The sequence below is a fragment of the Thermus thalpophilus genome (assembly GCF_022760915.1).
Lineage (GTDB): Bacteria > Deinococcota > Deinococci > Deinococcales > Thermaceae > Thermus > Thermus thalpophilus.
In genome coordinates this window covers 39105-58585 of record NZ_JAKTNS010000013.1, presented here as the reverse complement: position 1 = coordinate 58585, position 19481 = coordinate 39105, and the positions used below count along the sequence as shown (strand labels likewise).

Genomic DNA, 19481 nt, shown 5'->3' with positions numbered 1-19481 from the left:
CCTTCTGCCGCCAAAACCTCGCCGCCTACAAGGTGCCCCGCATCATCGCCTTCCGGGAAAGCCTCCCCAAGTCCAGCGTGGGGAAGATCCTCAAGCGGGAACTCACCAAGGAGGTGGGGCAAAGGCGGTAGAATGGGGAAATGGGCAAAGTCTACAAGAAGGTGGAGCTGGTGGGGACGAGCGGGGAAGGCCTCGAGGGCGCCATCCAAACCGCCTTGGAGCGGGCGCAGAAAACCCTTCGCCACCTGGACGGGTTTGAGGTCAAGGAGATCCGGGGCACCATCGGCCCGGAAGGGGTGAAGGAGTACCAGGTGGTGTTGGAGGTGGGGTTCCGCCTGGAGGAATAGCCACCTTCCTTCCGAAAGCGCCACCTCCTTTACACGCCTCCGCTCAAGGGATAGGCTAAAGGTAAGGGGGTAAAGGGGTATGAGCGCCACCGGTCTGGAGGTCTTTGACGCCACCCTCCACAAAACCCACACCTGGCTCAAGGCCATCATGGAGGAGCTGGGCACGGAGGACCGCCACCGGGCTTACATGGCCCTTCGGGCCGTCCTCCACGCCCTCCGGGACCGCCTGCCCGTGGAGGAGGTGGCCCAGCTCGGGGCGCAACTCCCTATGCTCATCCGGGGCATCTACTACGAGGGCTGGGACCCCACGGGTAAACCCCTTAAGGAGCGGCACAAGGCGGAGTTCCTGGCCCACGTGGCCCGGGAGCTCAAAACCCCTTCCGGGGTGGCGGTGGACCCGGAAGGAGCGGCCCGGGCGGTGTTCAAGGTCCTGCGGCAAAAGGTGTCGGAGGGCGAGATCCAGGACGTGCGCCAGCTCCTGCCCAAGGAGCTCCGCGAGCTTTGGCCGGAAAGCTAGTCCAGGACGAAGCGGTCTTCCGTTTCGTGCAGGCGCACCCGGTGGACGATCCGCTGGTCCTGGGACCCGTTGGGCTCGGTCATGGCCACCACGGTGACGTAGGGGCGCAAGGGGCTCTTTAGGACCTTCTTGGTGAGGGTTTCCTCCACCTGGAAGATCCCCGCCGAGTTGTTCATGGTCACCTGGATCTCCACCGGGACCTTTTCGCCCTTCAGGATCCGCACCTCGTCCACCGCCAGGGCGCTGATGGAGTGGATGTCTATGCTCCCCAGGGCGAAGGCCTTCCGCCCCCGGCCCTTGGTGATGTCCGTGCCGTCCGCCACCGCGGTGATGCCCGCCTCTATGGTGAGGGGCTCGGGGGAGAGGTCGTGGCTGTAGATGCTGTGGAGCATGAGGGCCCGGAGGGCGGTGCGCTGCTCGGGGTCGGGGTAGATCCTCTCCAGGATGCGGTTCAGGATGGGGAGGGCCAGGCTCACCCCGAAGGCCTCGTGGTGGTCCCGGTGCACCTGGTTGCCCAGGTCGTGGAGCATGGTGGAGAGGAGGACCACCACGTAGGCGTCCTCCAGCTCCCCCGCCCCCGACTCAAGGGTGTCCAGCCGCACCCCCGCCTCGGCCAGAAGGCCCAAAATGGCCACGCCCGCCGCCCCGGTGAGGAGGGCGTGGACCCGGCCGTGGTCGTTGTAGCCCAGCTTGCGCATGGTGATGTAGTTGGCCATGTTCCAACCGGCCCGGGCCTCCGGGTCCTGGATCAGGAGCTCGTAGGCCCTAAGGGCCTTGGGAAAGGGCTTCAGGCGCTCCCGGATGGCCTGGTCGGCCTCGGCGTAGAGCTTGGCCTTGGGGCTAGCTACGTGGACCACGCGTTCTCCCGTCATGCGCACCCCTCACCTTACACCGGGCCCTGGCGAGGGAAAGGAACTCACTCCCCCTTGAACTCCGGCGCCCGCTTTTCCAGGAAGGCCCGCACCCCCTCCTTCATGTCCTCGGTGGCGGCGGCGTAGCCGAAGAGGTCCGCCTCAATCTCCAAGGCCTCCGCCAGGTCTAGCCCCTCGCCCCGCACCACGCTCTCCTTGGCCAGGGCCAGGGCGATGGGGGCGTTTTTGAGGATCTTCTGGGCGAGCTTCTTGGCCTCCTCCAGGGCGTCCTCCCCCACCCGGTTGACGAGGCCCAGCATGAGGGCCTCCTCCGCCTCCACGTGCCGCCCGGTGAAGATGAGGTCCAAGGCCCGCCCCCGGCCGATGAGGCGGGGCAGGCGCTGGGTGCCCCCAAAGCCGGGGATGAGCCCGAGACCCACCTCGGGAAGGCCGAGCTTGGCCCCCTTGGCCGCCACCCGGAGGTCGCACGCCAGGGCCAGCTCCAGCCCGCCCCCCAGGGCGTAGCCGTGGATGGCGGCGATGGTGGGGATGGGCAAGGCGGCGATCTCGGCGAAGACCTGCTGGCCCAAAAGGGCGTACTCCCGGGCCATGAAGGGGTCCTTGAGGGCGGCGATCTCCTTGAGGTCCGCCCCGGCGGCGAAGGCCCTTCCCTCCCCCGTGAAGATGGCCACCCGGGCCTCGGGGTCTTGGTGGATCACCTCCGCCACCTGGGCGAGCTCCTCCAAGACCTCGCGGGAAAGGGCGTTTAGGGCCTCGGGCCTCCTTAGGGTCACCAGGGCGATGTTCCCCTCCACCTCGTAGGAGAGGTGCTGGAACTCGGGGATCTCCAGGATGAACTCGTGCTCGTGCTCGTGGTCCATGCTACACCTCCAAAAGGGCGAGAAGCGCCACCTCCACCATGCGCCGGATGCCTTCCTGGAGCACTTCGGCAGGCGCCAGCTCGGGGTCGCCGATGCGGTTGGAAACCGCCAGGATGGCCCCCGCCTTCACCCCCCGCATCCGGCCCAGGAGGAAGAGGGCGCTCGCCTCCATCTCAAAGGCCAAAACCCCAAAGCGGCTCCAAGCGCGGGCCGCCTCGAGGGTGGTGGCGTAAAAGGCGTCCTCCGTGGCCACCAGGCCCACGTGGTGGGGGTAGCCCCGCTCCTCCGCCTTGGCCCAAAGGGCGCGGAAGAGGAAGGGGTCGGGCACGGGGGCGTAGGGAAGCCCCCCGAGGTACTGGCGGGTAGCTCCGTCCAAGGGCACCGCCCCCTGGGGGATGACCAGGTCCCCCGGGGCCAAGGCGTTGTCCACCGCCCCGCAGGTGCCCACCCGCAGGAGGACCCGGGCCCCAAGCTGGATGAGCTCCTCCGCCACGATGCTGGCGGAAGGAGCCCCCATCCCCGTGGTCTGCACGGAAACGGGCACCCCCCGGTAGCGCCCGGTGTAGCCCAAAAGCCCCCGGTGGGTGTTGTAAACCACGGGGTCTTCCAAGAAGGTTTTGGCGATCCATTCCGCCCGGCCGGGGTCCCCGGGGAGGAGAACCCTTTGCGCCACGTCCCCCGGTTTGCCCCGCACGTGGATGGGACTCATACCGCCTAAGGATACTACAGCCTGAGGGCGGGAAGCCCTTCCACCAGGCCCTCGTCGTGGGTGGCCAGGACCAAGGCGGCGCCCACCTCCTGGCAAAGCGCCCGCATGAGGGCGAGGACCTCCCGGGCCTGGCGGCGGTCCAGGCTCGCCGTGGGCTCGTCCGCCAGGAGGAGCCTAGGCCTCGGGTAAAGGGCCCGGGCCACCGCCACCCGCTGGCGCTCCCCCCCGGAAAGCCTCTGGGGAAGAAAGCCCGCCCGCGCCCCAAGCCCCAGGCGCTCCAAAAGGGCAAAGGCCCAAGCCCGGTCCACCCGTCCCACCAGGTACCCGGGGGCGAGGACGTTCTCCAAGGCGGTGAGCTCGGGCAATAGGAAGTGGTGCTGGAAAACGAGGCCCAAAAAGCGAAGCCGGCGCCGGGCCAGGGCCTCCTCCCTAAGGCCCCGGATGGGCGTTCCCTCCCACAGGACCTCCCCCTCCTGCAAGGGAAGAAGCCCGGCAAGGAGGTGGAGAAGGGTGGTTTTGCCGCTTCCCGAGGGCCCAAGCACAGCGAGGGCCTCCCCGGGTTCCAACCGGAAGGAGAGCCCTTGGAAAAGAGGGCCGTTGGCGTAGGCGAAGCCGAGGTTTTGGACCTCGAGGACCGGGCGCACCCTCTCATCCTCTAGGCAAAAGATGAAGGCTCGGTTAGAGTAGGACCGATGCGGGGAAGCCCCTTGTTCCAGGACCTGACGCCGGAGGAGGCAGCGCTCGCCCGCTCCTACTTCCAGCCCCTTTTCTTCCCCCAAGGGAAGACCATCTTCCAACAGGGGGACCTGGGCCAGGCCTTATACCTGGTGGAGGCGGGGCGGGTGCGGCTTTACCGCACCCACCTGGGGGGGCAGGAGAAGACCCTAGGCTTTCTGGGCCCCGGGGAGGTCTTCGGGGAGATGAGCCTCCTGGACGGGGGGGAACGGAGCGCCAGCGCCGAGGCGGAGGAGGACGCCCAGGTCCTCGCCCTCTACCGGGAGAGCTACTTCGCCCTTATCCGCCGGCTGCCCCTATTGGCCCACAACCTCGCCCGCATCCTGGCCCGAAGGCTACGGGAGCTCAACGTGGAGATGGACCTCTTGGCCTTTGAGGAGGCGCAAAGCCGGGTGGCCTACGCCCTCCTCAAGCTCCACCGCCAAGGGCACGGGCCCCGCTTCCGCCTGCGCCACCAGGACCTGGCTGCCCTGGCGGGGGCGAGCCGGGAAACGGTGACCCGGGTCCTGCACAGCCTGCAGGAGAAGGGGATCCTATCCTTGGCCCCAGGGCAGGTGGAGGTGAAGGACTTCCGGCTTCTGGAAGAGGTGGCCTTCGGCCTGGTCTAGGGGAGGTGTGCCTTGCGCCTCAGGGTGGACGTTCTTCCCAGCGAAGGGGTGGTGTACCCCGATGTGGTCCTGGTGGTGGACGTGATCCGGGCCACCACCACCGCCGCCTGCCTCCTGGAGGCGGGGGCGGAGGCGCTTTACCTGGTGGATAGCCTCGAGGCGGCCCGGGCCTTTAAGGACGAGGACGTGGTCCTGGCGGGGGAGGTGGGGGGGCTGAAGCCTCCCGGGTTTGACCTGGGCAACTCCCCCCGGGAAGCCCTGGAAGCCCCCGTGGGGGGCAAGGTGGTGGTCATGAGCACCACCAACGGCACCAAGGCGGCCCACGCCGCCGCCAAGACCGCCAAGCACGTCCTCCTGGCCTCCCTCTACAACGCCCATGCCGCCGCCCGGCTCGCCAAGGAGCTCGCCACGGAGGAGGTGGCCATCCTCTGCGCCGGTAAAGAGGGGCGGGCCGGGCTGGACGACCTTTACACCGCCGGGGTCCTCTCGGAGTACCTGGGCCTTTTGGGAGAGGTGGAGCCCGAGGACGGGGCCCGCATCGCCCTGGCCGTGAAGCGGGCCTACCAGGACCCCTTGGAGGCCCTAAGCCTCTCCGCCGCCGCCTTGGCCCTGAAGGGGGTGGGCCTGGAGGGGGACGTCCCCTTTTGCGCCCAGGTGGCCAAAAGCGCCGCCGTGCCCCTCCTTTCCGGGAGGGTGGGGGAAGCCCTCATCTTCAAGCGGGCCTACTGAAGGCCCTCCTCGGCCAAAAGTTCGTGGAAGCGCCTTATGGCGGCGATGCCCTTTTCCAGGTTGATGAGGTCAAACTTCTCGTTGGGGGCGTGCAGGTTGTCGTCGTTAAGCCCCAGGCCCAAGAGGACGATGGGGGCGCCCAGGGCCTCCTGAAGCTCCGCCACCACGGGGATCGTCCCCCCTTCCCGGGCGTAGACGGGGGGCCTGCCCCAGACCTCCGCCAAGGCCCGGGCCATGAGGCGCATGGGGGGGCTAAAGGGATCGGTGAGGACGGGCTTCCCCCCGTGGAGGCGGCGCACCTCCAGGCGGTACCCGGGGGGAAGGATCTCCTCGAGGTAGGCCTCGGTCCGATCCGCCACCTCCTCGGGGTCTTGGTCCGGCACCAGGCGCATGGAAAGCTTCATCCCCGCCTCCTTGGGGATCACCGTCTTGGAGCCTTCCCCTTGGTAGCCGCCCCACACGCCGTTGGGGTCCAGGGTGGGCCTGGCCCAAAGCCGCTCCAAAGGGGTGTAGCCCTCCTCCCCCGGGAGGACCTCCACCCCGAGCTCCCCCTTCAGGGCCTCCTCGTCCAAGGAGGGCCAAAGGCGCTTTTCCTCCTCGGACACGGGCCGCACCTTCTCGTAGAAGCCCGGGATCTGCACCTTCCCCGTCCCTTCGTCCTTGAGGCGGGCGAGGAGCCAACCCAGGGCCTGGATGGGGTTGGGCGCCACCCCGCCGAAGGCCCCGGAGTGCAGGTCCCGCCGGGCCCCCTTTAGGCGCACCTCCAGGTAGCAAAGCCCCCTCAGGCCATAGGTGAGGGTGGGGGTTTCGGGGGCGAACATGGCCCCGTCGGAAACCAGCACCACGTCCGCCCGGAGCTTTTCCCGGTTCTGCCGCACGAAGGGGAGGAGGTGGGGGCTTCCGATCTCCTCCTCCCCCTCCACCAGGAACTTGACGTTGGTCCGGGCGGTGAGGCCCTCCAGGGCGGCCACGTGGGCCCAAAGCTGCCCCTTGTCGTCGGATGCGCCCCGGGCGTAGATCCGGCCATCCCGCACCACCGGGGAAAAGGGCGGGGTTTCCCAAAGCTCCAGGGGGTCCTCCGGCTGGACATCGTAGTGGCCGTAGACCAAGACGGTGGGGGCCTCCTCGTCCACCACCCGCTCGGCGTAGAGGATGGGATGGAGGGGGGTTTCGTGGAGCTCGGCGGCAAAGCCTAGGGCCTGAAGGCGCTCCTTAAGCCAAAAGGCAGCCCGCCGCACCTCCTCCTTGCGGGCGGGGTCGGTGGATACCGAAGGGATGGAAAGGAACTCCAGTAGGGGGTCAAGGGTCTTCACGCCCCCATGCTACCCTCTTCCGCCAAGGCCTTGCCCTCCTCCAGGAGGAGAAGCCGAAGCCGCGCCACCTCGGCTTCAAAGCGGGCTTGGAGGGCCTCCAGCTCGGCCCTGAGCCGCATGATCTCCTCCACCCCCGCCAAATTCACCCCAAGCTCCTGCGTCAAGCGGCGGATCTCCCTTAGCTTCTCAATGTCCCGCTCCGAGTAAAGCCGCGTCTTACCCCCAGACCGCCTCGGCTTGATGAGCCCCTTCCGCTCATAAAGCCTCAGGGTCTGCGGGTGCATCTCCACCAACTCCGCCGCCACGCTGATCACGTACACGGGGCGGTCCTTGGGGGAGGGCTTCGCCGTTTCCCCGGGGGCGGGGAGGGCCTTGCGCTCCAGCTCCCGGAAGCGGTCCCCGATCTCCCCTTTGAGCCTTTCCACCTCGGCTTCAAAGCGGGCTTGGAGGGCCTCCAGCTCGGCCCTGAGCCGCATGATCTCCTCCACCCCCGCCAAATTCACCCCAAGCTCCTGCGTCAAGCGGCGGATCTCCCTTAGCTTCTCAATGTCCCGCTCCGAGTAAAGCCGCGTCTTACCCCCAGACCGCCTCGGCTTGATGAGCCCCTTCCGCTCATAAAGCCTCAGGGTCTGCGGGTGCATCTCCACCAACTCCGCCGCCACGCTGATCACGTACACCGGGCGGTCCTTGTCCGTGACCCTGTCCATGGCCTTAAGCTCCCCCCGCTAAACCACTCTAACCCTTTTCATTATACGCCCCCTGAAAACCCCAGGCGCAAGGAGGCGCCCTGGGCCGCCGCCCTCACCCGGGGGGCGAGGCGGCGGGCGGCCTCCAGGGAAAGCCGGCTGGCCGGGGCGGAAAGGGAAATGGCCGCCACCACCTCCCCCGTAGGGCCGAAGACGGGGGCGGCCACGCACCGCACCCCCAGTTCCTTTTCCTCGTTGTCCAGGGCATAGCCCTGGGCCCGCACCTCCTTGAGCTCCAAGAGGAGCTCCTCGAGGCGGGTTTTGGTGTGGGGGGTGAAGGGGGTGAGGCGTAGGCCCTCCGGCACCCCCCTGTAGGCCAAAAACACCTTCCCTACCCCGGTGGCGTGGAGGGGAGCCCGGCTCCCCGGGGCGGTGAAAAGGCGCACGAGCTGCCTTCCCTCCACCTGGTCCAGGTAGAGGGCCTCCCCATCCATGGGCACCGCCAGGTTGACGCTCTCCCCCGTTTCCGCCGCCAAGGCCTCCATCTCGGGGCGCGCCGCCGAGAGGAGGTCGGGCCTGGGGTAGGCCTGGCCCACGGCGAAGGCCTTGGGCCCCACCCGGTACACGCCCCCCTCCTCCACGGCGAAGCCTCGGCGCACCAGGGTCTGGAGAAGGCGGTAAAGGGTGCTTTTGGATAGCCCCGTGGCCTCGGCCAGGGCGGAAAGCCCCGCCTCCCTGGCCTCCGCCAAGGCCTCCAGTACAAGAAGCCCCTTCTCTAGGGTTTTGACCTCGCTCGCGCCCTTTTCCCTCGGTCTCGGCATGGCGCCTTAGGGTAGCACGGCCTCGCCAGTTTTTCAAGATACGAAAAAGCATTCCGTCTATTGACAAACCCGCCCCCGCCCCCGTAAGCTCAGGCCACCATGAAGGGCGTGGAGATCACCAAGGACCATCCCCTCCTGGGGGAAGTGCTCACGGAAGAGGCCTTGCGGTTCGTGGTGGCCCTGCACCGGGAGTTCAACCCGGTGCGCAAGGCGCTCCTTTCCCGCCGGCACGAGCTTTGGGAACGGTACAAGGCCGGGGAGAAGCCCGACTTCCTTCAGGAAACCGCCTTCGTCCGGGGCGGGGACTGGCGGGTGGCCGAGGCCCCCCCGGACCTTCTGGACCGCCGGGTGGAGATCACCGGCCCCGTGGACCGCAAGATGATCATCAACGCCCTGAACTCCGGGGCCAAGGTCTTCATGGCGGACTTTGAGGACGCCCTGTCCCCCACCTGGGACAACGTGATCCAAGGGCAGAAAAACCTTTACGACGCCGTGCGCCGCCAGATTGACTTCGTCTCCCCCGAGGGCAAGGAGTACCGGCTTAAGGAGAAGACCGCCACCTTGGTGGTGCGCCCCCGGGGCTGGCACCTGGTGGAAAAGCACGTGCGGGTGGACGGGGAGCCCATCTCGGCGAGCCTCTTTGACTTCGGGCTCTACTTCTTCCACAACGCCCACGAGCTCCTAAGGCGGGGAAGCGGGCCCTACTTCTACCTGCCCAAGATGGAAAGCCACCTCGAGGCCCGCCTCTGGAACGAGGTCTTCAACTTCGCCCAGGACTACCTGAAGATCCCCCGGGGCACCATCCGGGCCACGGTGCTCATAGAGACCATCCTGGCGGCCTTTGAGATGGAGGAGATCCTTTACGAGCTCAAGGAGCACGCCGCCGGGCTGAACGCCGGGCGCTGGGACTACATCTTCAGCTGCATCAAGAAGTTCGCCACCACCGCCCCCATCTTCCCCGACCGGGCCCAGGTGACCATGACCGTGCCCTTCATGAAGGCCTACACCGAGCTTTTGGTGAAGTCCTGCCACATCCACGAGGCCCACGCCATCGGCGGCATGGCCGCCTTCATCCCAAGCCGCAAGGACCCCGAGGTGAACGAGCGGGCCTTCCAGCAGGTGCGGGCGGACAAGGAGCGGGAGGCCTCCCAGGGCTTTGACGGCACCTGGGTGGCCCACCCCGACCTGGTGCCCGTGGCCCAAGAGGTCTTTGACCGCCACCTGGGGGACAAACCCCACCAGAAGCACGTGAAGCGCCTGGACGTCCAGGTGCGGGCGGAGGACCTCCTCAACTTTGAGGTCCCCGGGGGGAGGGTGACGGAGGCGGGGCTTAGGAACAACATCTCCGTGGCCCTGCAGTACCTGAACCAGTGGCTCCTCGGCAACGGGGCCGCCGCCATCTTCAACCTCATGGAGGACGCCGCCACCGCCGAGATTAGCCGGGCGCAGCTTTGGCAGTGGGTCCACCGGGAGGCCAAGCTGGAAGACGGCCGCGCCGTGACCCCCGAGCTCTACCAGAAGGTGAAGGAGGAGGAGCTCGCCAAGCTCGGGGGGCGGGAAAAGGAGCGCTACAAGGAGGCGGAAGAAATCCTGGACAAGCTGGTCCTCTCCGAGGAGTTCATAGAGTTCCTCACCCTGGTGGCCTACGAGTACCTTGACTAACGGCCAAAGGGCCAAGGGGAGGGCGGGCGGGACTTCCCCCCGCCTTCTGCCCTAAAGTGGGAGGAAAGGAGGGAAGCCGTGGGCTTTTTGGAAGAACTCAAGGCCCTTTTGCCCGGCAGGGTCCTCACCCATGAGGCGGCCCTCGCCCCCTACGAGTCCGACGCCCTCACCGCCTACCGCAAGCGCCCCTTGGCGGTGGTCCTGCCCGAGGGCAAGGAGGAGGTGGTGGCGGTGGTGCGGCTTTGCCACCGCCACGGCGTCCCCTTCGTGGCCCGGGGAAGCGGCACGAGCCTCAGCGGGGGCTCCTTGCCCGTGGAGGGGGGGATCGTCCTCGCCCTAAACCGCATGAACCGCATCCTGCGCCTGGACCCCAAGGCCCGGATCGCCGTGGTGGAGCCCGGGGTGGTGAACCTGGAGGTTTCCCGCCAGGCGGCCCCCTTCGGCCTCTACTACGCCCCAGACCCCAGCAGCCAACCCGTCTCCACCATCGGCGGCAACGTGGCCTTCAACTCCGGGGGGGCCCACTGCCTGAAGTACGGGATGACGGCGAACCACGTCCTGGGCCTCGAGGTGGTGACCCCGGAGGGGGAGGTGGTGCGCCTCGGGGGGGAAAGCCTAGAGGGGGTGGGACCCGACCTCCACGGCTTCTTCGTGGGCACGGAGGGGCTTTTGGGGGTGGCGGTGGAGATCACCTTAAGGCTCCTTCCCAAGCCCGAGGCCTACCACACCCTCCTCGCCGCTTACAGGAGCCTAGAGGAGGCGGGGAACGCCGTGAGCCTGGTGATCCGGCGGGGGCTTCTGCCCGGGGCCATGGAGATCATGGACCGCCTGGCCATAGAGGCGGCGGAAAAGGCGGTGAGGGCGGGCTACCCGGAGGCGGAGGCCCTCCTCATCGTGGAGCTGGAAGGCCCCAAGGAGGAGGTGGCGGAGGAGGCCCAGGTCTTGGAGGAGGTGATCCGGGAAAGCGGGGCCTACGCCGTGCGGGTGGCGGGGAGCGAGGCGGAGCGCCAGGCCATCTGGAAGGGGCGCAAGGCGGCCTTCAGCGCCGTGGGCCGGCTTTCCCCCGACTACCTGGTCCAGGACGGGGTGGTGCCGCGAAGCCGACTGGGGGAGGCCCTGAGGGAGATCCAAAGGCTCTCCCAGGCCCACGGGCTCAGGGTGGCCAACGTCTTCCACGCCGGGGACGGGAACCTACATCCCTTGGTCCTCTACGACGGCAAGAAGCCCGGGGAGCTGGAAAGGGCGGAGGCCCTGGCTGGGGAGATCCTCAGGCTCTGCGTGCGCCTTGGGGGCTCCCTCACGGGGGAGCACGGCATCGGGGTGGAGAAGAAGACCTACATGCCGGAGATGTTCGCCCCGGAGGACCTCCTGGCCATGGAACGGGTGAAGCGGGCCCTGGACCCCAAGGGCCTCGCCAACCGGGGCAAGGTCCTCCCGGAGGTGGTCCATGGAGGTTAGGACAAGCACCCTGAAGGAGGTGGTGGAGGCGGTGCGGGCCTACCCCCGCTTGAGGCCCAAAGGCGGGGGGACCAAGCCCGCCCTCTCCGCCCCCCGGGAGGGGGAGGTGAGCCTAAACCTCTCGGGGCTTTCCGGCATCCTGGAGTACACCCCGGAGGAGTTCGTCTTCACCGCCTGGGCCGGGACCCCCATCGCCGAGGTGGAGGAGGCCCTAAGGGCCCACGGGCAGTACCTTCCCTTCCACCCGCCCCTGAAGGGGAAGGGGGCCACCCTGGGGGGCACGGTGGCGGCGGGGCTTTCCGGGCCCTTGCGCCACCGCTATGGGGGCCTTAGGGACTTCCTCCTGGGGGTGCGCTTCGTGGACGGGGAGGGAAGGGTGGTGCGGGGTGGGGGCAAGGTGGTGAAAAACGCCGCCGGCTTCCCCTTCCACCGCCTCATGGTGGGCTCCTTGGGGGCTTTTGGCGTCATGGTGGAGCTCTCCTTCAAGGTCTTCCCCTACCCTAGGGCCACGAGGACCCTCCGGGCGAAGATGCCAAGCCTAAACGAGGCCCTTTCCGCCTTGGAAAGGCTACGCCTCCTCCCCCTGGACCTTCTGGCCCTGGACCTCGTCCCCCCCGCCACCCTGGAGCTCCGCCTGGGGGGGTTTCCCAAAAGCCTAAAGGCCCGTCTGGAAGGCCTAAAAGCCCTCCTGGCCCAGGAGGGGGCCCAAACGGAGGTCCTGGAGGAGGACGGGGTCCACTGGGAGGAGGTGCGGGACCTCCGCTTTTTGGAGGGAAGCCCCATCTGGGTGAAGGTGCCGGCCAAGCCCCAGGAGGTGGCGCGGCTGGAGGGGCTTCCCCTGGGGCCCCGGCGCTACCTGGACGGCGGGGAGGTCCTCTACGCCGGCACGGGCCCCGAAGGGCTAGAGGCCCTGAGGCGGGCGGGCTTTCCCCACCTGGTCCTCAAAGGGGCGGAAGACCCCCTTTATCCACCGCCCCCTGAAGCCTTCTTCGCCAAGCTGAAACGGGCCCTGGACCCACGGGGCCGCTTTCCCTTAGGGTGAGAGCATGCAGCACCGCATTCCCGTGGAAGCCTTGGGCCAGGAAGGGGAGGTGATGGCCCACGCCATTGAGGCCTGCGTCCACTGCGGCTTCTGCCTCCCCACCTGCCCCACCTACGTGGTCCTCCAGGAGGAGATGGACTCCCCCCGGGGGCGGATCTTCCTCATGAAGGAGGTCCTGGAAGGGGCCCTGCCCCTGGAGGAGGCCCTTCCCTACCTGGACCGGTGCCTGGCCTGCCAGGCCTGCGTCACCGCCTGCCCGAGCGGGGTGCCCTACGGCGAGCTCATCGCCACCTTCCGCCTCCACACGGAGGAGAAGCGCCACCGCTACCCCCTGGAAAGGGTCTACCGCCTGGCCCTCCTCCGCACCCTTCCCCACCCAGAGCGCTTCCGGCCCCTGGCGGAGCTCGCCACCCGGCTCAAGCCCCTCCTAAAGCCCCTTCCCCTCCCCAAGCCCCTCAAGGCGCCCTTGGACCTCCTCCCCGAGCGCCTTCCCACGGAAGCCCCCTACCTAGAGATCTACCCCGCCAAGGGGGAAAGGAAGGCCCGGGTGGGGCTCCTTTTGGGGTGCGCCCAAAGGGTGCTCAGGCCCTCCATCAACCAGGCCACCATAAAGGTTCTCCAGGAAAACGGGGTTGAGGTGGTGGTGGCCCGGGAGCAGGCCTGCTGTGGGGCCTTAAACCTCCACGCTGGGGACAAGGAGGGGGCAAGGGCCCTGGCTCGAAATAACCTAAAGGTCTTCCAAGATGTGGACTACGTGGTCAGCAACGCCGCCGGCTGCGGCTCGGGGATGAAGGAGTACCCCCTCCTCTTCCTGGGGGAGCCCGAGGAGGAGGCGGCCCGGGCCTTGGCGGCCAAGGTAAAGGACCTCACCGTCCTCCTGGACGAGCTCGGCTTCACCCCGCCCCCACCCCCCAGAACCCCCCTCAGGGTGGCCTACCACGACGCCTGCCACCTGGCCCACGCCCAAGGGGTGCGGGAGGCCCCCAGGAGGCTCTTAAGGGCGGCGGGCCTCGAGGTCGTGGAGCCCAAGGAGTGGGAGCTCTGTTGCGGGTCCGCCGGCACCTACAACCTCTTCCAGCCGGAGATCGCCGAGGCCCTGGGCCGGCGCAAGGCGGAAAACCTTAAGGCCACCGAGCCCCACCTGGTGGTCACGGGCAACATCGGCTGCCTCACCCAGATCAGCGCCTACCTCCAGGGCACCCCCGCGCTCCACACGGCGGAGCTCCTCGCCCTCCTCTACGAGGGGAAGGACCCCTTAAGCGGGGAGAAGCCGGGGACCAGGCTTTGACAAGCGGGCGTGGGATGGAAGCCCTCCTGAAGGAAGCCTTCCACCAGGCCCTGAAGGCCACGGACCCCTACCGCCTCACCCTAAGGGCCCTTCCCCCCTTCCGGCCCGACCTGGTCCTCGCCGTGGGCAAAGCGGCGGCCCCCATGCTCCGGGCGGCCCTGGACCGGTATGGGGAGGTCCCCTACCACCTCACCCTGCCCCAGGGGCAAGACCCCTTGGGCCTGAAGGCGGTCTTCGCCCGCCACCCCGTGCCCGATGGGGAAAGCGTCCGGGCGGCGGAAGAGGTCCTGAGCCTCCTGAAGGCCCTATCCCCCAAGGCCAAGGTCCTCGCCCTCCTCTCGGGGGGCGGGAGCGCCCTTTGGTGCGCCCCTTTAGGGATAAGCCTCCCGGAAAAGCAGGCCCTCACCCAGGCCCTCCTGCGAAGCGGGGCGAGCATCCAGGAGATCAACGCCGTGCGCAAGCACCTCTCCCGCATCAAGGGGGGCCGGGCCCTCCTCGCCACAAAGGCCAAGGTCCACGCCCTCCTCCTCTCCGACGTCCCGGGGGACGACCCCAGCGTCATCGCCTCCGGGCCCTTCCACCCCGATCCCACCACCTACGCCGAGGCCCTGGCCGTCCTGGACCGCTACGGTCTCGCCTTCCCCGAAGCCCGGGAAGTGCTGGAGGCGGGGGCCAAGGGAAGGCTTAAGGAAACCCTCAAGCCCCAAGACCCCGCGCTAAGGCGCCTCACCTGGCGCCTGGTGGGGGCGAACCTCCACCTCCTCCGAGCGGCCCAGGCCTTCCTGCGGCGGGAGGGGCACCGGGCTGTGGTCCTCTCCGACCGCTTCGGGGGGGAGGCCCGGGCCCTGGCCCGCTTCCACGCCGAGCTTGCGGAAACCATCCGGAGCCACGGGGTACCCTTTCGCAAACCCCTCTTCCTCCTTTCGGGGGGCGAGGCCCAGGTGCGGGTGACGGGAAAGGGCAAGGGGGGGCGGAACCTGGAGTTCCTCCTCGCCCTCTACGCCCACCTGGAGCGCCCCCTCTACGCCCTGGCCGCGGACTCGGACGGCCTGGACGGGAATAGCGGGGCGGCGGGGGCCCTCCTCACCCCTGAGGTCTGGGAAAAGGGCCTGGACCCCAGGCCCTTCCTGGAGGAGAACGATGGCCTGGGCTTTTTCCATCAAGTGGGCACCCTCTTGGTCACCGGCCCCACGGGCACGAACCTGAACGATTTCCGCCTTCTCCTGGTAGACTGAAGGGGTTGACGAGCCTCTACGTCCACGTCCCCTTCTGCCCCACCCTCTGCCCCTACTGCGACTTCCACGTGGTGCGCCGGGGGCCCGGGTGGGTGGAGGCCTACCTGAAGCGCCTAAGGGAGGAAGCCGCCCTCCTCCACGCCCGCTACCCCCATCCCCTTAAGACCCTCTACCTGGGCGGGGGCACCCCGAGCTACCTGCGGGACCGGGAGCTGGTGGCCCTCTTCCAGGCCCTCCCCTGGTCCCTGGCGGAAGGGGCGGAGGTGACCCTCGAGGCTAACCCCGGCACCTTGAACCCCGCCCGCCTTCGGCTCCTAAAGGAGCTTGGGGTGAACCGCCTCTCCTTAGGGGTGCAGAGCTTCCAGGAAGCGGTCCTCCGCTTCCTCGGCCGGGCCCACGGCCGCAAGGGTGCCCTGAGGGCGGTGGAGATGGCCCTGGAAGCGGGCTTTCGCGTCTCCCTAGACCTCATCCTGGGCCTGCCCATGCAGGAGGTGGGAAAAGACTTAAAGGAGACAGCCTCCTTAGGCGTGGGGCACGTGTCCGCCTACACCTTGCAGGTGGAGGAGGGAACCCCCTTCGCCCTTCTCGGCCTAAAGGAGGACCCCGAGCGGGAGGCCTGGGCCATGGAGCGGGCCGAGGCCATCCTTGGGGAAGCGGGCCTAGAGCGCTACGAGGTCTCCAACTTCGCCCGCAAGGGGGAAGAGGCCCAGCACAACCTGGTCTACTGGCGGGCCGGCTTTTGGCTCGCCCTGGGGCCTGCCGCCACGGGGCAGTACCCGGGGGAGGGCCCGGCTTACGCCCTGCGGCGCACCAACCCCCCCCTCCCCCGCTGGCTCGCCGGGGAAGCCCCCAAGGAGGAGGCCATCTCCCCCCTGGAGCACGCCAAGGAAAGCCTCATGCTGGGCCTAAGGCTGAAGGAGGGGGTGGACCTGGCCGAGGTGGAGGCGCGAAGCGGCCTTTCCCTCTTCCCCCTCCTCAGGGGAAAAGCCCAGGAGCTGGCCGAAGCGGGGCTCCTCCAGCTGGAGGGCACGCGGCTCCGCCCCACCCCAAAGACCTTTTCCCTCCTCCATCCGGTCATCCTCGCCCTCTGGGAAGCCCTTGAAGGCCACGCAGGGGCGGGCTAAACTTTGACCAAGTCTAAGGAGGTGGCCCATGGACCTAAAGGCCTTGGCGGAACAGGTGGCCCAAGCCCAGCCCTTCACCCAGCACCTGGGGGCGGAGGTGGTGCGGGTGGAGGTGGGGATGGTGGAGTTCGCCCTGAAGGTGCGGCCCGAGTTCTACCAGCACCTCGGGGTGGTCCACGGCGGGGTCATCAGCGCCCTCTTGGATAACGCCCTCACCTTCGCCGGCGGGCTTGCCCTGGGCCCCCAGGTCCTCACCGTGGAGTTCAAGGTGAACTTCCTCCGCCCCGCCAAGGGGGGAAGGCTTCGGGCCGTGGGCCGGGTGGTCCATGCCGGCAAGCGCCTCGCCGTGGTGCAAGGGGAGGCCTACAGCGAGGAGCCTGAGCCACGGCTCATCGCCCTGGCCCAGGGGACCATCAGCCAGGTTTAGGCCAGGGCCAGGGCTTCCCGGGCCCGGTCCGCCAGGGCGAAGAAGCGCTCCTTGGTGAGGGGGATCTTCCCCGTCACCAGGCCCTTGCCGGGCTCGTAATGGGCGTGGAGGTGGATGTGGGCCCGAGGCAGGCGGAGGCCGATGCGCTTGAGCTTGGCGTGGCGGGGGGAAACATCGGCCAGGAGAAAAGGCTCGCCTAAGGCGTCGGAGAGGGAAGCGGTCATGATGGTGGTGGGGAGGTCATAGGGCCTTTCCATGCGGTAGATGAAGTCGGGGAAGTCCGCCTCTTTCTCAAAACGCACGCCCTTTTCCTCGGCGTACGCCCGCATCCAGGAAAGGAGTTCCACCCAGGCCTGGTATAGCTCGCGTTCGTGAGCGGCGCTCATGGCCCGAGTATACCCCGAAGCCCCCCGCAAGCGCCCAAGGGAAAACCCCCGGGTTGCCCCAGGGGTTTGGCCTGGTGGGCGCGAGTGGACTTGAACCACCGACCCCTACCGTGTCAAGGTAGTGCTCTGGCCACCTGAGCTACGCGCCCGCGCTTTTGGAGGCGCCGGCCGGATTCGAACCGGCGAATGGAGGTTTTGCAGACCTCTGCCTTACCACTTGGCTACGGCGCCAAGCCGTAAGGTAGCTTAGCACGAGGCCAGGAGGAGTGTCAAGAAAGCCCATAACCAAGGGAAAGGTGTTATGATGCCAGGCAATGAGCGAGGTCTTCGTGCGCCTCAAGCGGGGGCGGTGGCCCTTCTCCAAGGGGCTATTGGTGGAGGCGCTCCTGCCCTTGGGAGTGCCCCTCGAGGCCGCCCAGGCCCTGGCCCACACGGTGGAGGAGCGGCTCAAGGCGGAAGGCTATAAAGAGGTGACCCCCCGCCGCCTCCGCCAGGTGTTTTTGGAGGAAGTGGCCAAGGTCCTGGGCCAGGAGGCGGCGGAGACCCTGGCCCACAAGACCCTCCCCTTTGAGGAGATCCTGGTCCTGGCGGGCCATCGGCGCCGCCCCTTCTCTAAGGGGCTTCTGGCGCGAAGCCTGGAGGAGGCGGGGCTTTCCCTCAAGGAAGCCCACGAGCTTGCCAAAAGGGTGGAAGAACGCCTGCGGGATGAGGGCATTAAGCAGATTTCCGCCCGCCGCCTGGAGGAGGTGGTGGCGCAGGAGGTGGGCCGGATCAAGGGCCAGGCGGCCAAACGGCGCTACCTGGAGCGGCGGGCCTTCGCCGGGGAGCTTTTTGTAGAGGAAGAAGGCGGTGAACCCCGCATGCCCTTTTCCAAGGGCATCCTGGCCCAGTCCCTCATGGGCATCGGCCTTTCCCCCGAGCAGGCCTACCGCCTGGCCCGGGAGATTGAAGGAACGCTTAGGCGGGCGGGCATCCAGGTCATCCGGCGCCCGGAGCTCCGGGAACGGGTCTACCAAGCCTTGCTCAAGGAAGCGGGGGAGGAGGTGGCCCGGCGTTACCTCCTCCTAAGGCACCTGCGCCGGAGCGCCCGCCCGGTGCACATCCTTATTGGGGGGGTGACGGGGGTGGGCAAAAGCGTCCTGGCCTCGGCCTTGGCCTACCGCCTGGGCATCACCCACATCGTCCCCTCGGACGCCGTGCGGGAGGTCTTCCGCGCCTCCTTGTCCAAAGACCTCCTCCCCACCCTGCACCTTTCCACCTTTGAGGCCTGGAAGGCCCTCATGCCCGAGCTTTCCCAGGAAAGCCACGAGGCCAGGGTCCTGAGGGGCTTCCTGGACCAGGTGGCCCGGGTGGCGGTGGGCCTTAGGGCCATCCAGGAAAGGAGCGCCTTGGAGGGCACCTCCATCGTCTTGGAAGGGGTGCACGTGGTGCCACGCTACCTGGAACATCCCTACCAGGACCGGGTCCTCACCGTGCCCATGCTGGTCTACTTGCAGGACGAGAAGCTCCACCAAGACCGCTTCCACCTGCGGGACAAGGAAACGGGCCACGCTCGGCCCAAGGGCAAGTACTTGGCCCACTTCGCCGAGATCCGCCTCATCCAAGACCACCTCCTCCGCTGGGCCCAGGAGGAGGGCGTCCCCACCATCCCCGGGGAGGACCTGGACGAGGCGGTGGAAAAGGCCTTTGAGGTGCTGGTGGCCTACCTCGAGGCCCGGGGCCAAGCGGAGGTGGGCCGTGCTTGAGGCTTTGGCCTTCGCCGTGCTCCTGGCCCTGGCCTTCCGCCTGGAAAGGCGCCTGCCCCTTTGGGTTTTGGGAATCTGGCTAAACCTGCTCTTCTTCGTCTACCAAAACGAGCTGGGCTCGGGCTGGCTTGCCTACCTCCGGGGCCTTGGGGCGGGGCTCTTCCTGGCGGCGGGCTACGGGAGGCCGGACCTGGCCTGGGCCCTCACCCCCTGGCCCCTCCTCCTCTACCTGCGGCTGGATGTGCGGGAGTTCCTCCTCTACCTCCCCACCTTGGGGGAGGGGATGCTCCTGGGAAGCCTCCTTTACCTAGCGGGCTTCCGCAAGCGGTAAAGGAGGTAAGGAAGCCCCACCCCCAAAAGCCCCCCCAGGAGGAAAGGCCAAGGGTGGCCAAAGAGGAGCTGGAGGAGGAAAAGCACCCCGTAAAGCCCCAGGAAGAAGGGCACGGGGAAGGGCTTTTCCCCGTACGCCACCCCCATGGTGCCCACGAAGAGGCCCACGGCCAGGGCCATCCCCTCCTGGTTCGGGCGCAGGAGGAGAAAGTAGACGTAAAGGGCCACGCCCAAAAGGGCCAAGGACTGGGAGAGGCGGGTGGGGTTCATTCCCGGACGAGGCGGCGGACCAAAAGCTGGGAGAGGGCCAGGGCCACCCCACCCCAGGCCACCTGCGGCTCCCGCCCCAAAAAGCCCATCACCGCCGAGAACACCCCCGCCGCCAGGAAGTAGGGCACGTACTTGGGGTTCACGGTGAGGCCCAGGATGAAGGCCACCAAAAACCCCGCCACCCCCGGGGGCAGGCTCGCCCCCAGGGCCAGGAAGAGGAGCATGAGGGCGATGGTGATGGCCCCCGCCAGGTAGTAGGCCCCGGGGAAGGGCTCCGGCACCTTTTTGCGCGCGCGCTTGGCCTCCGGCATACCCGA

The 19481-nt window shown here is 68.0% G+C and carries 23 protein-coding genes and 2 tRNA genes; 13 read left to right on the top strand and 12 right to left on the bottom strand.

Annotated features, from left to right (window positions below):
- The first annotated feature begins 140 nt into the window (after positions 1-140).
- Both L0D17_RS06475 and L0D17_RS06470 read left to right on the top strand, forming a co-directional pair.
- Positions 141-347 carry a dodecin gene (locus L0D17_RS06475; RefSeq protein WP_243094493.1) on the top strand — a complete coding sequence of 69 codons (207 nt, stop codon included), beginning with the start codon at positions 141-143 and terminating at the stop codon, positions 345-347.
- 79 nt (positions 348-426) lie between these two features.
- A complete protein-coding gene (locus tag L0D17_RS06470) occupies positions 427-864 on the top strand; it encodes a DUF2267 domain-containing protein (protein WP_243094492.1) in 438 nt (145 codons plus the stop codon).
- Here the strand turns inward: L0D17_RS06470 and L0D17_RS06465 are convergent.
- Genes L0D17_RS06465 through L0D17_RS06450 form a run of 4 tightly spaced genes read right to left on the bottom strand, consistent with a single transcriptional unit; the run spans position 861 to position 3949 of the window.
- Positions 861-1736 carry a phosphohydrolase gene (locus L0D17_RS06465; RefSeq protein ID WP_243094491.1) on the bottom strand — a complete coding sequence of 292 codons (876 nt, stop codon included), beginning with the start codon at positions 1734-1736 and terminating at the stop codon, positions 861-863. The genes L0D17_RS06470 and L0D17_RS06465 overlap by 4 nt on opposite strands.
- Positions 1737-1780: 44 nt before the next feature.
- Positions 1781-2596 carry an enoyl-CoA hydratase/isomerase family protein gene (locus tag L0D17_RS06460; RefSeq protein ID WP_039458850.1) on the bottom strand — a complete coding sequence of 272 codons (816 nt, stop codon included), beginning with the start codon at positions 2594-2596 and terminating at the stop codon, positions 1781-1783.
- Position 2597: 1 nt separating this feature from the next.
- A complete protein-coding gene (locus L0D17_RS06455) occupies positions 2598-3305 on the bottom strand; it encodes a phosphorylase family protein (protein ID WP_243094490.1) in 708 nt (235 codons plus the stop codon).
- A gap of 14 nt (positions 3306-3319) precedes the next feature.
- Positions 3320-3949 (bottom strand): ABC transporter ATP-binding protein, encoded by a 630-nt coding sequence (locus L0D17_RS06450; RefSeq protein ID WP_039458843.1) that lies wholly within the window; start codon positions 3947-3949, stop codon positions 3320-3322.
- A gap of 48 nt (positions 3950-3997) precedes the next feature.
- Between L0D17_RS06450 and L0D17_RS06445 the strand changes: the two genes are divergently transcribed.
- Together L0D17_RS06445 and L0D17_RS06440 are read left to right on the top strand one after the other, a co-directional pair.
- Entirely contained in the window at positions 3998-4648 is a 651-nt protein-coding gene (locus L0D17_RS06445; protein WP_039458841.1) for a Crp/Fnr family transcriptional regulator, read from the top strand.
- A gap of 12 nt (positions 4649-4660) precedes the next feature.
- Positions 4661-5377, top strand: coding sequence for a 2-phosphosulfolactate phosphatase (locus tag L0D17_RS06440; protein ID WP_243094489.1), 717 nt, complete (start codon positions 4661-4663; stop codon positions 5375-5377).
- Here the strand turns inward: L0D17_RS06440 and L0D17_RS06435 are convergent.
- The 3 genes from L0D17_RS06435 to L0D17_RS06425 are packed head-to-tail and all read right to left on the bottom strand — an operon-like array spanning position 5371 to position 8197.
- The gene (locus L0D17_RS06435; protein ID WP_039458837.1) at positions 5371-6690 is read right to left on the bottom strand and encodes a dipeptidase; all 1320 of its coding nucleotides are present in this window, start codon (positions 6688-6690) and stop codon (positions 5371-5373) included. The two genes, L0D17_RS06440 and L0D17_RS06435, sit on opposite strands and share 7 nt — an antisense overlap.
- Positions 6687-7397, bottom strand: coding sequence for a heat shock protein transcriptional repressor HspR, fused homodimer type (gene hspR / locus L0D17_RS06430; protein WP_243094488.1), 711 nt, complete (start codon positions 7395-7397; stop codon positions 6687-6689). The genes L0D17_RS06435 and hspR overlap by 4 nt, the downstream gene beginning before the upstream one ends.
- A 41-nt stretch (positions 7398-7438) precedes the next feature.
- Positions 7439-8197 carry an IclR family transcriptional regulator gene (locus L0D17_RS06425; RefSeq protein WP_243094487.1) on the bottom strand — a complete coding sequence of 253 codons (759 nt, stop codon included), beginning with the start codon at positions 8195-8197 and terminating at the stop codon, positions 7439-7441.
- 99 nt (positions 8198-8296) lie between these two features.
- Here L0D17_RS06425 and aceB point away from each other — a divergent pair, with 99 nt between their 5' ends.
- The 7 genes from aceB to L0D17_RS06390 all read left to right on the top strand — a co-directional run bounded on the left by aceB (position 8297) and on the right by L0D17_RS06390 (position 16433).
- Positions 8297-9859: a malate synthase A gene (gene aceB / locus L0D17_RS06420; RefSeq protein WP_243094486.1), complete on the top strand. Its 1563-nt coding sequence runs from the start codon at positions 8297-8299 to the stop codon at positions 9857-9859.
- Between the two features lie 78 nt (positions 9860-9937).
- Entirely contained in the window at positions 9938-11317 is a 1380-nt protein-coding gene (locus L0D17_RS06415) for an FAD-linked oxidase C-terminal domain-containing protein (protein ID WP_243094485.1), read from the top strand.
- On the top strand, positions 11307-12359 hold the full coding sequence (locus tag L0D17_RS06410; RefSeq protein ID WP_243094484.1) for an FAD-binding protein: 1053 nt from the start codon (positions 11307-11309) through the stop codon (positions 12357-12359). The genes L0D17_RS06415 and L0D17_RS06410 overlap by 11 nt, the downstream gene beginning before the upstream one ends.
- 4 nt (positions 12360-12363) lie before the next feature.
- Positions 12364-13647: a glycolate oxidase subunit GlcF gene (gene glcF / locus L0D17_RS06405; RefSeq protein ID WP_243094483.1), complete on the top strand. Its 1284-nt coding sequence runs from the start codon at positions 12364-12366 to the stop codon at positions 13645-13647.
- Between the two features lie 14 nt (positions 13648-13661).
- Positions 13662-14882: a glycerate kinase type-2 family protein gene (locus L0D17_RS06400; RefSeq protein ID WP_243094482.1), complete on the top strand. Its 1221-nt coding sequence runs from the start codon at positions 13662-13664 to the stop codon at positions 14880-14882.
- Between the two features lie 5 nt (positions 14883-14887).
- Positions 14888-16006 carry a radical SAM family heme chaperone HemW gene (hemW, locus tag L0D17_RS06395; protein WP_243094481.1) on the top strand — a complete coding sequence of 373 codons (1119 nt, stop codon included), beginning with the start codon at positions 14888-14890 and terminating at the stop codon, positions 16004-16006.
- 28 nt (positions 16007-16034) lie between these two features.
- A complete protein-coding gene (locus L0D17_RS06390) occupies positions 16035-16433 on the top strand; it encodes a PaaI family thioesterase (RefSeq protein ID WP_243094480.1) in 399 nt (132 codons plus the stop codon).
- Here the strand turns inward: L0D17_RS06390 and L0D17_RS06385 are convergent.
- The 3 genes from L0D17_RS06385 to L0D17_RS06375 form a co-directional block, all read right to left on the bottom strand.
- A complete protein-coding gene (locus L0D17_RS06385; protein WP_243094479.1) occupies positions 16430-16819 on the bottom strand; it encodes an NADH-quinone oxidoreductase subunit 15 in 390 nt (129 codons plus the stop codon). The two genes, L0D17_RS06390 and L0D17_RS06385, sit on opposite strands and share 4 nt — an antisense overlap.
- 72 nt (positions 16820-16891) lie before the next feature.
- Positions 16892-16968, bottom strand: a tRNA-Val gene (locus L0D17_RS06380).
- 7 nt (positions 16969-16975) lie between these two features.
- Positions 16976-17050, bottom strand: a tRNA-Cys gene (locus tag L0D17_RS06375).
- Positions 17051-17133: 83 nt separating this feature from the next.
- Between L0D17_RS06375 and L0D17_RS06370 the strand changes: the two genes are divergently transcribed.
- Together L0D17_RS06370 and L0D17_RS06365 are read left to right on the top strand one after the other, a co-directional pair.
- Positions 17134-18564 carry an ATP cone domain-containing protein gene (locus L0D17_RS06370; RefSeq protein ID WP_243094478.1) on the top strand — a complete coding sequence of 477 codons (1431 nt, stop codon included), beginning with the start codon at positions 17134-17136 and terminating at the stop codon, positions 18562-18564.
- Positions 18557-18895 (top strand): hypothetical protein, encoded by a 339-nt coding sequence (locus tag L0D17_RS06365; RefSeq protein ID WP_039458810.1) that lies wholly within the window; start codon positions 18557-18559, stop codon positions 18893-18895. The genes L0D17_RS06370 and L0D17_RS06365 overlap by 8 nt, the downstream gene beginning before the upstream one ends.
- Here L0D17_RS06365 and L0D17_RS06360 read toward each other — a convergent pair.
- Positions 18868-19164 (bottom strand): hypothetical protein, encoded by a 297-nt coding sequence (locus L0D17_RS06360; RefSeq protein ID WP_039458809.1) that lies wholly within the window; start codon positions 19162-19164, stop codon positions 18868-18870. The two genes, L0D17_RS06365 and L0D17_RS06360, sit on opposite strands and share 28 nt — an antisense overlap.
- Positions 19161-19475 (bottom strand): hypothetical protein, encoded by a 315-nt coding sequence (locus tag L0D17_RS06355; RefSeq protein WP_039458808.1) that lies wholly within the window; start codon positions 19473-19475, stop codon positions 19161-19163. The genes L0D17_RS06360 and L0D17_RS06355 overlap by 4 nt, the downstream gene beginning before the upstream one ends.
- Positions 19476-19481: the final 6 nt, after the last annotated feature.

Excerpts from the sequence above, each read along its gene's own strand:
- L0D17_RS06475 (WP_243094493.1), top strand. The coding sequence starts at position 141 with ATGGGCAAAGTCTACAAGAAGGTGGAGCTGGTGGGGACGAGCGGGGAA.
- L0D17_RS06470 (WP_243094492.1), top strand. The coding sequence starts at position 427 with ATGAGCGCCACCGGTCTGGAGGTCTTTGACGCCACCCTCCACAAAACC.
- L0D17_RS06465 (WP_243094491.1), bottom strand. The coding sequence starts at position 1,736 with ATGACGGGAGAACGCGTGGTCCACGTAGCTAGCCCCAAGGCCAAGCTC.
- L0D17_RS06460 (WP_039458850.1), bottom strand. The coding sequence starts at position 2,596 with ATGGACCACGAGCACGAGCACGAGTTCATCCTGGAGATCCCCGAGTTC.
- L0D17_RS06455 (WP_243094490.1), bottom strand. The coding sequence starts at position 3,305 with ATGAGTCCCATCCACGTGCGGGGCAAACCGGGGGACGTGGCGCAAAGG.
- L0D17_RS06445 (WP_039458841.1), top strand. The coding sequence starts at position 3,998 with ATGCGGGGAAGCCCCTTGTTCCAGGACCTGACGCCGGAGGAGGCAGCG.
- hspR (WP_243094488.1), bottom strand. The coding sequence starts at position 7,397 with ATGGACAGGGTCACGGACAAGGACCGCCCGGTGTACGTGATCAGCGTG.
- L0D17_RS06425 (WP_243094487.1), bottom strand. The coding sequence starts at position 8,197 with ATGCCGAGACCGAGGGAAAAGGGCGCGAGCGAGGTCAAAACCCTAGAG.
- aceB (WP_243094486.1), top strand. The coding sequence starts at position 8,297 with ATGAAGGGCGTGGAGATCACCAAGGACCATCCCCTCCTGGGGGAAGTG.
- L0D17_RS06410 (WP_243094484.1), top strand. The coding sequence starts at position 11,307 with ATGGAGGTTAGGACAAGCACCCTGAAGGAGGTGGTGGAGGCGGTGCGG.
- glcF (WP_243094483.1), top strand. The coding sequence starts at position 12,364 with ATGCAGCACCGCATTCCCGTGGAAGCCTTGGGCCAGGAAGGGGAGGTG.
- L0D17_RS06400 (WP_243094482.1), top strand. The coding sequence starts at position 13,662 with ATGGAAGCCCTCCTGAAGGAAGCCTTCCACCAGGCCCTGAAGGCCACG.
- L0D17_RS06390 (WP_243094480.1), top strand. The coding sequence starts at position 16,035 with ATGGACCTAAAGGCCTTGGCGGAACAGGTGGCCCAAGCCCAGCCCTTC.
- L0D17_RS06385 (WP_243094479.1), bottom strand. The coding sequence starts at position 16,819 with ATGAGCGCCGCTCACGAACGCGAGCTATACCAGGCCTGGGTGGAACTC.
- L0D17_RS06370 (WP_243094478.1), top strand. The coding sequence starts at position 17,134 with ATGAGCGAGGTCTTCGTGCGCCTCAAGCGGGGGCGGTGGCCCTTCTCC.
- L0D17_RS06360 (WP_039458809.1), bottom strand. The coding sequence starts at position 19,164 with ATGAACCCCACCCGCCTCTCCCAGTCCTTGGCCCTTTTGGGCGTGGCC.
- L0D17_RS06355 (WP_039458808.1), bottom strand. The coding sequence starts at position 19,475 with ATGCCGGAGGCCAAGCGCGCGCGCAAAAAGGTGCCGGAGCCCTTCCCC.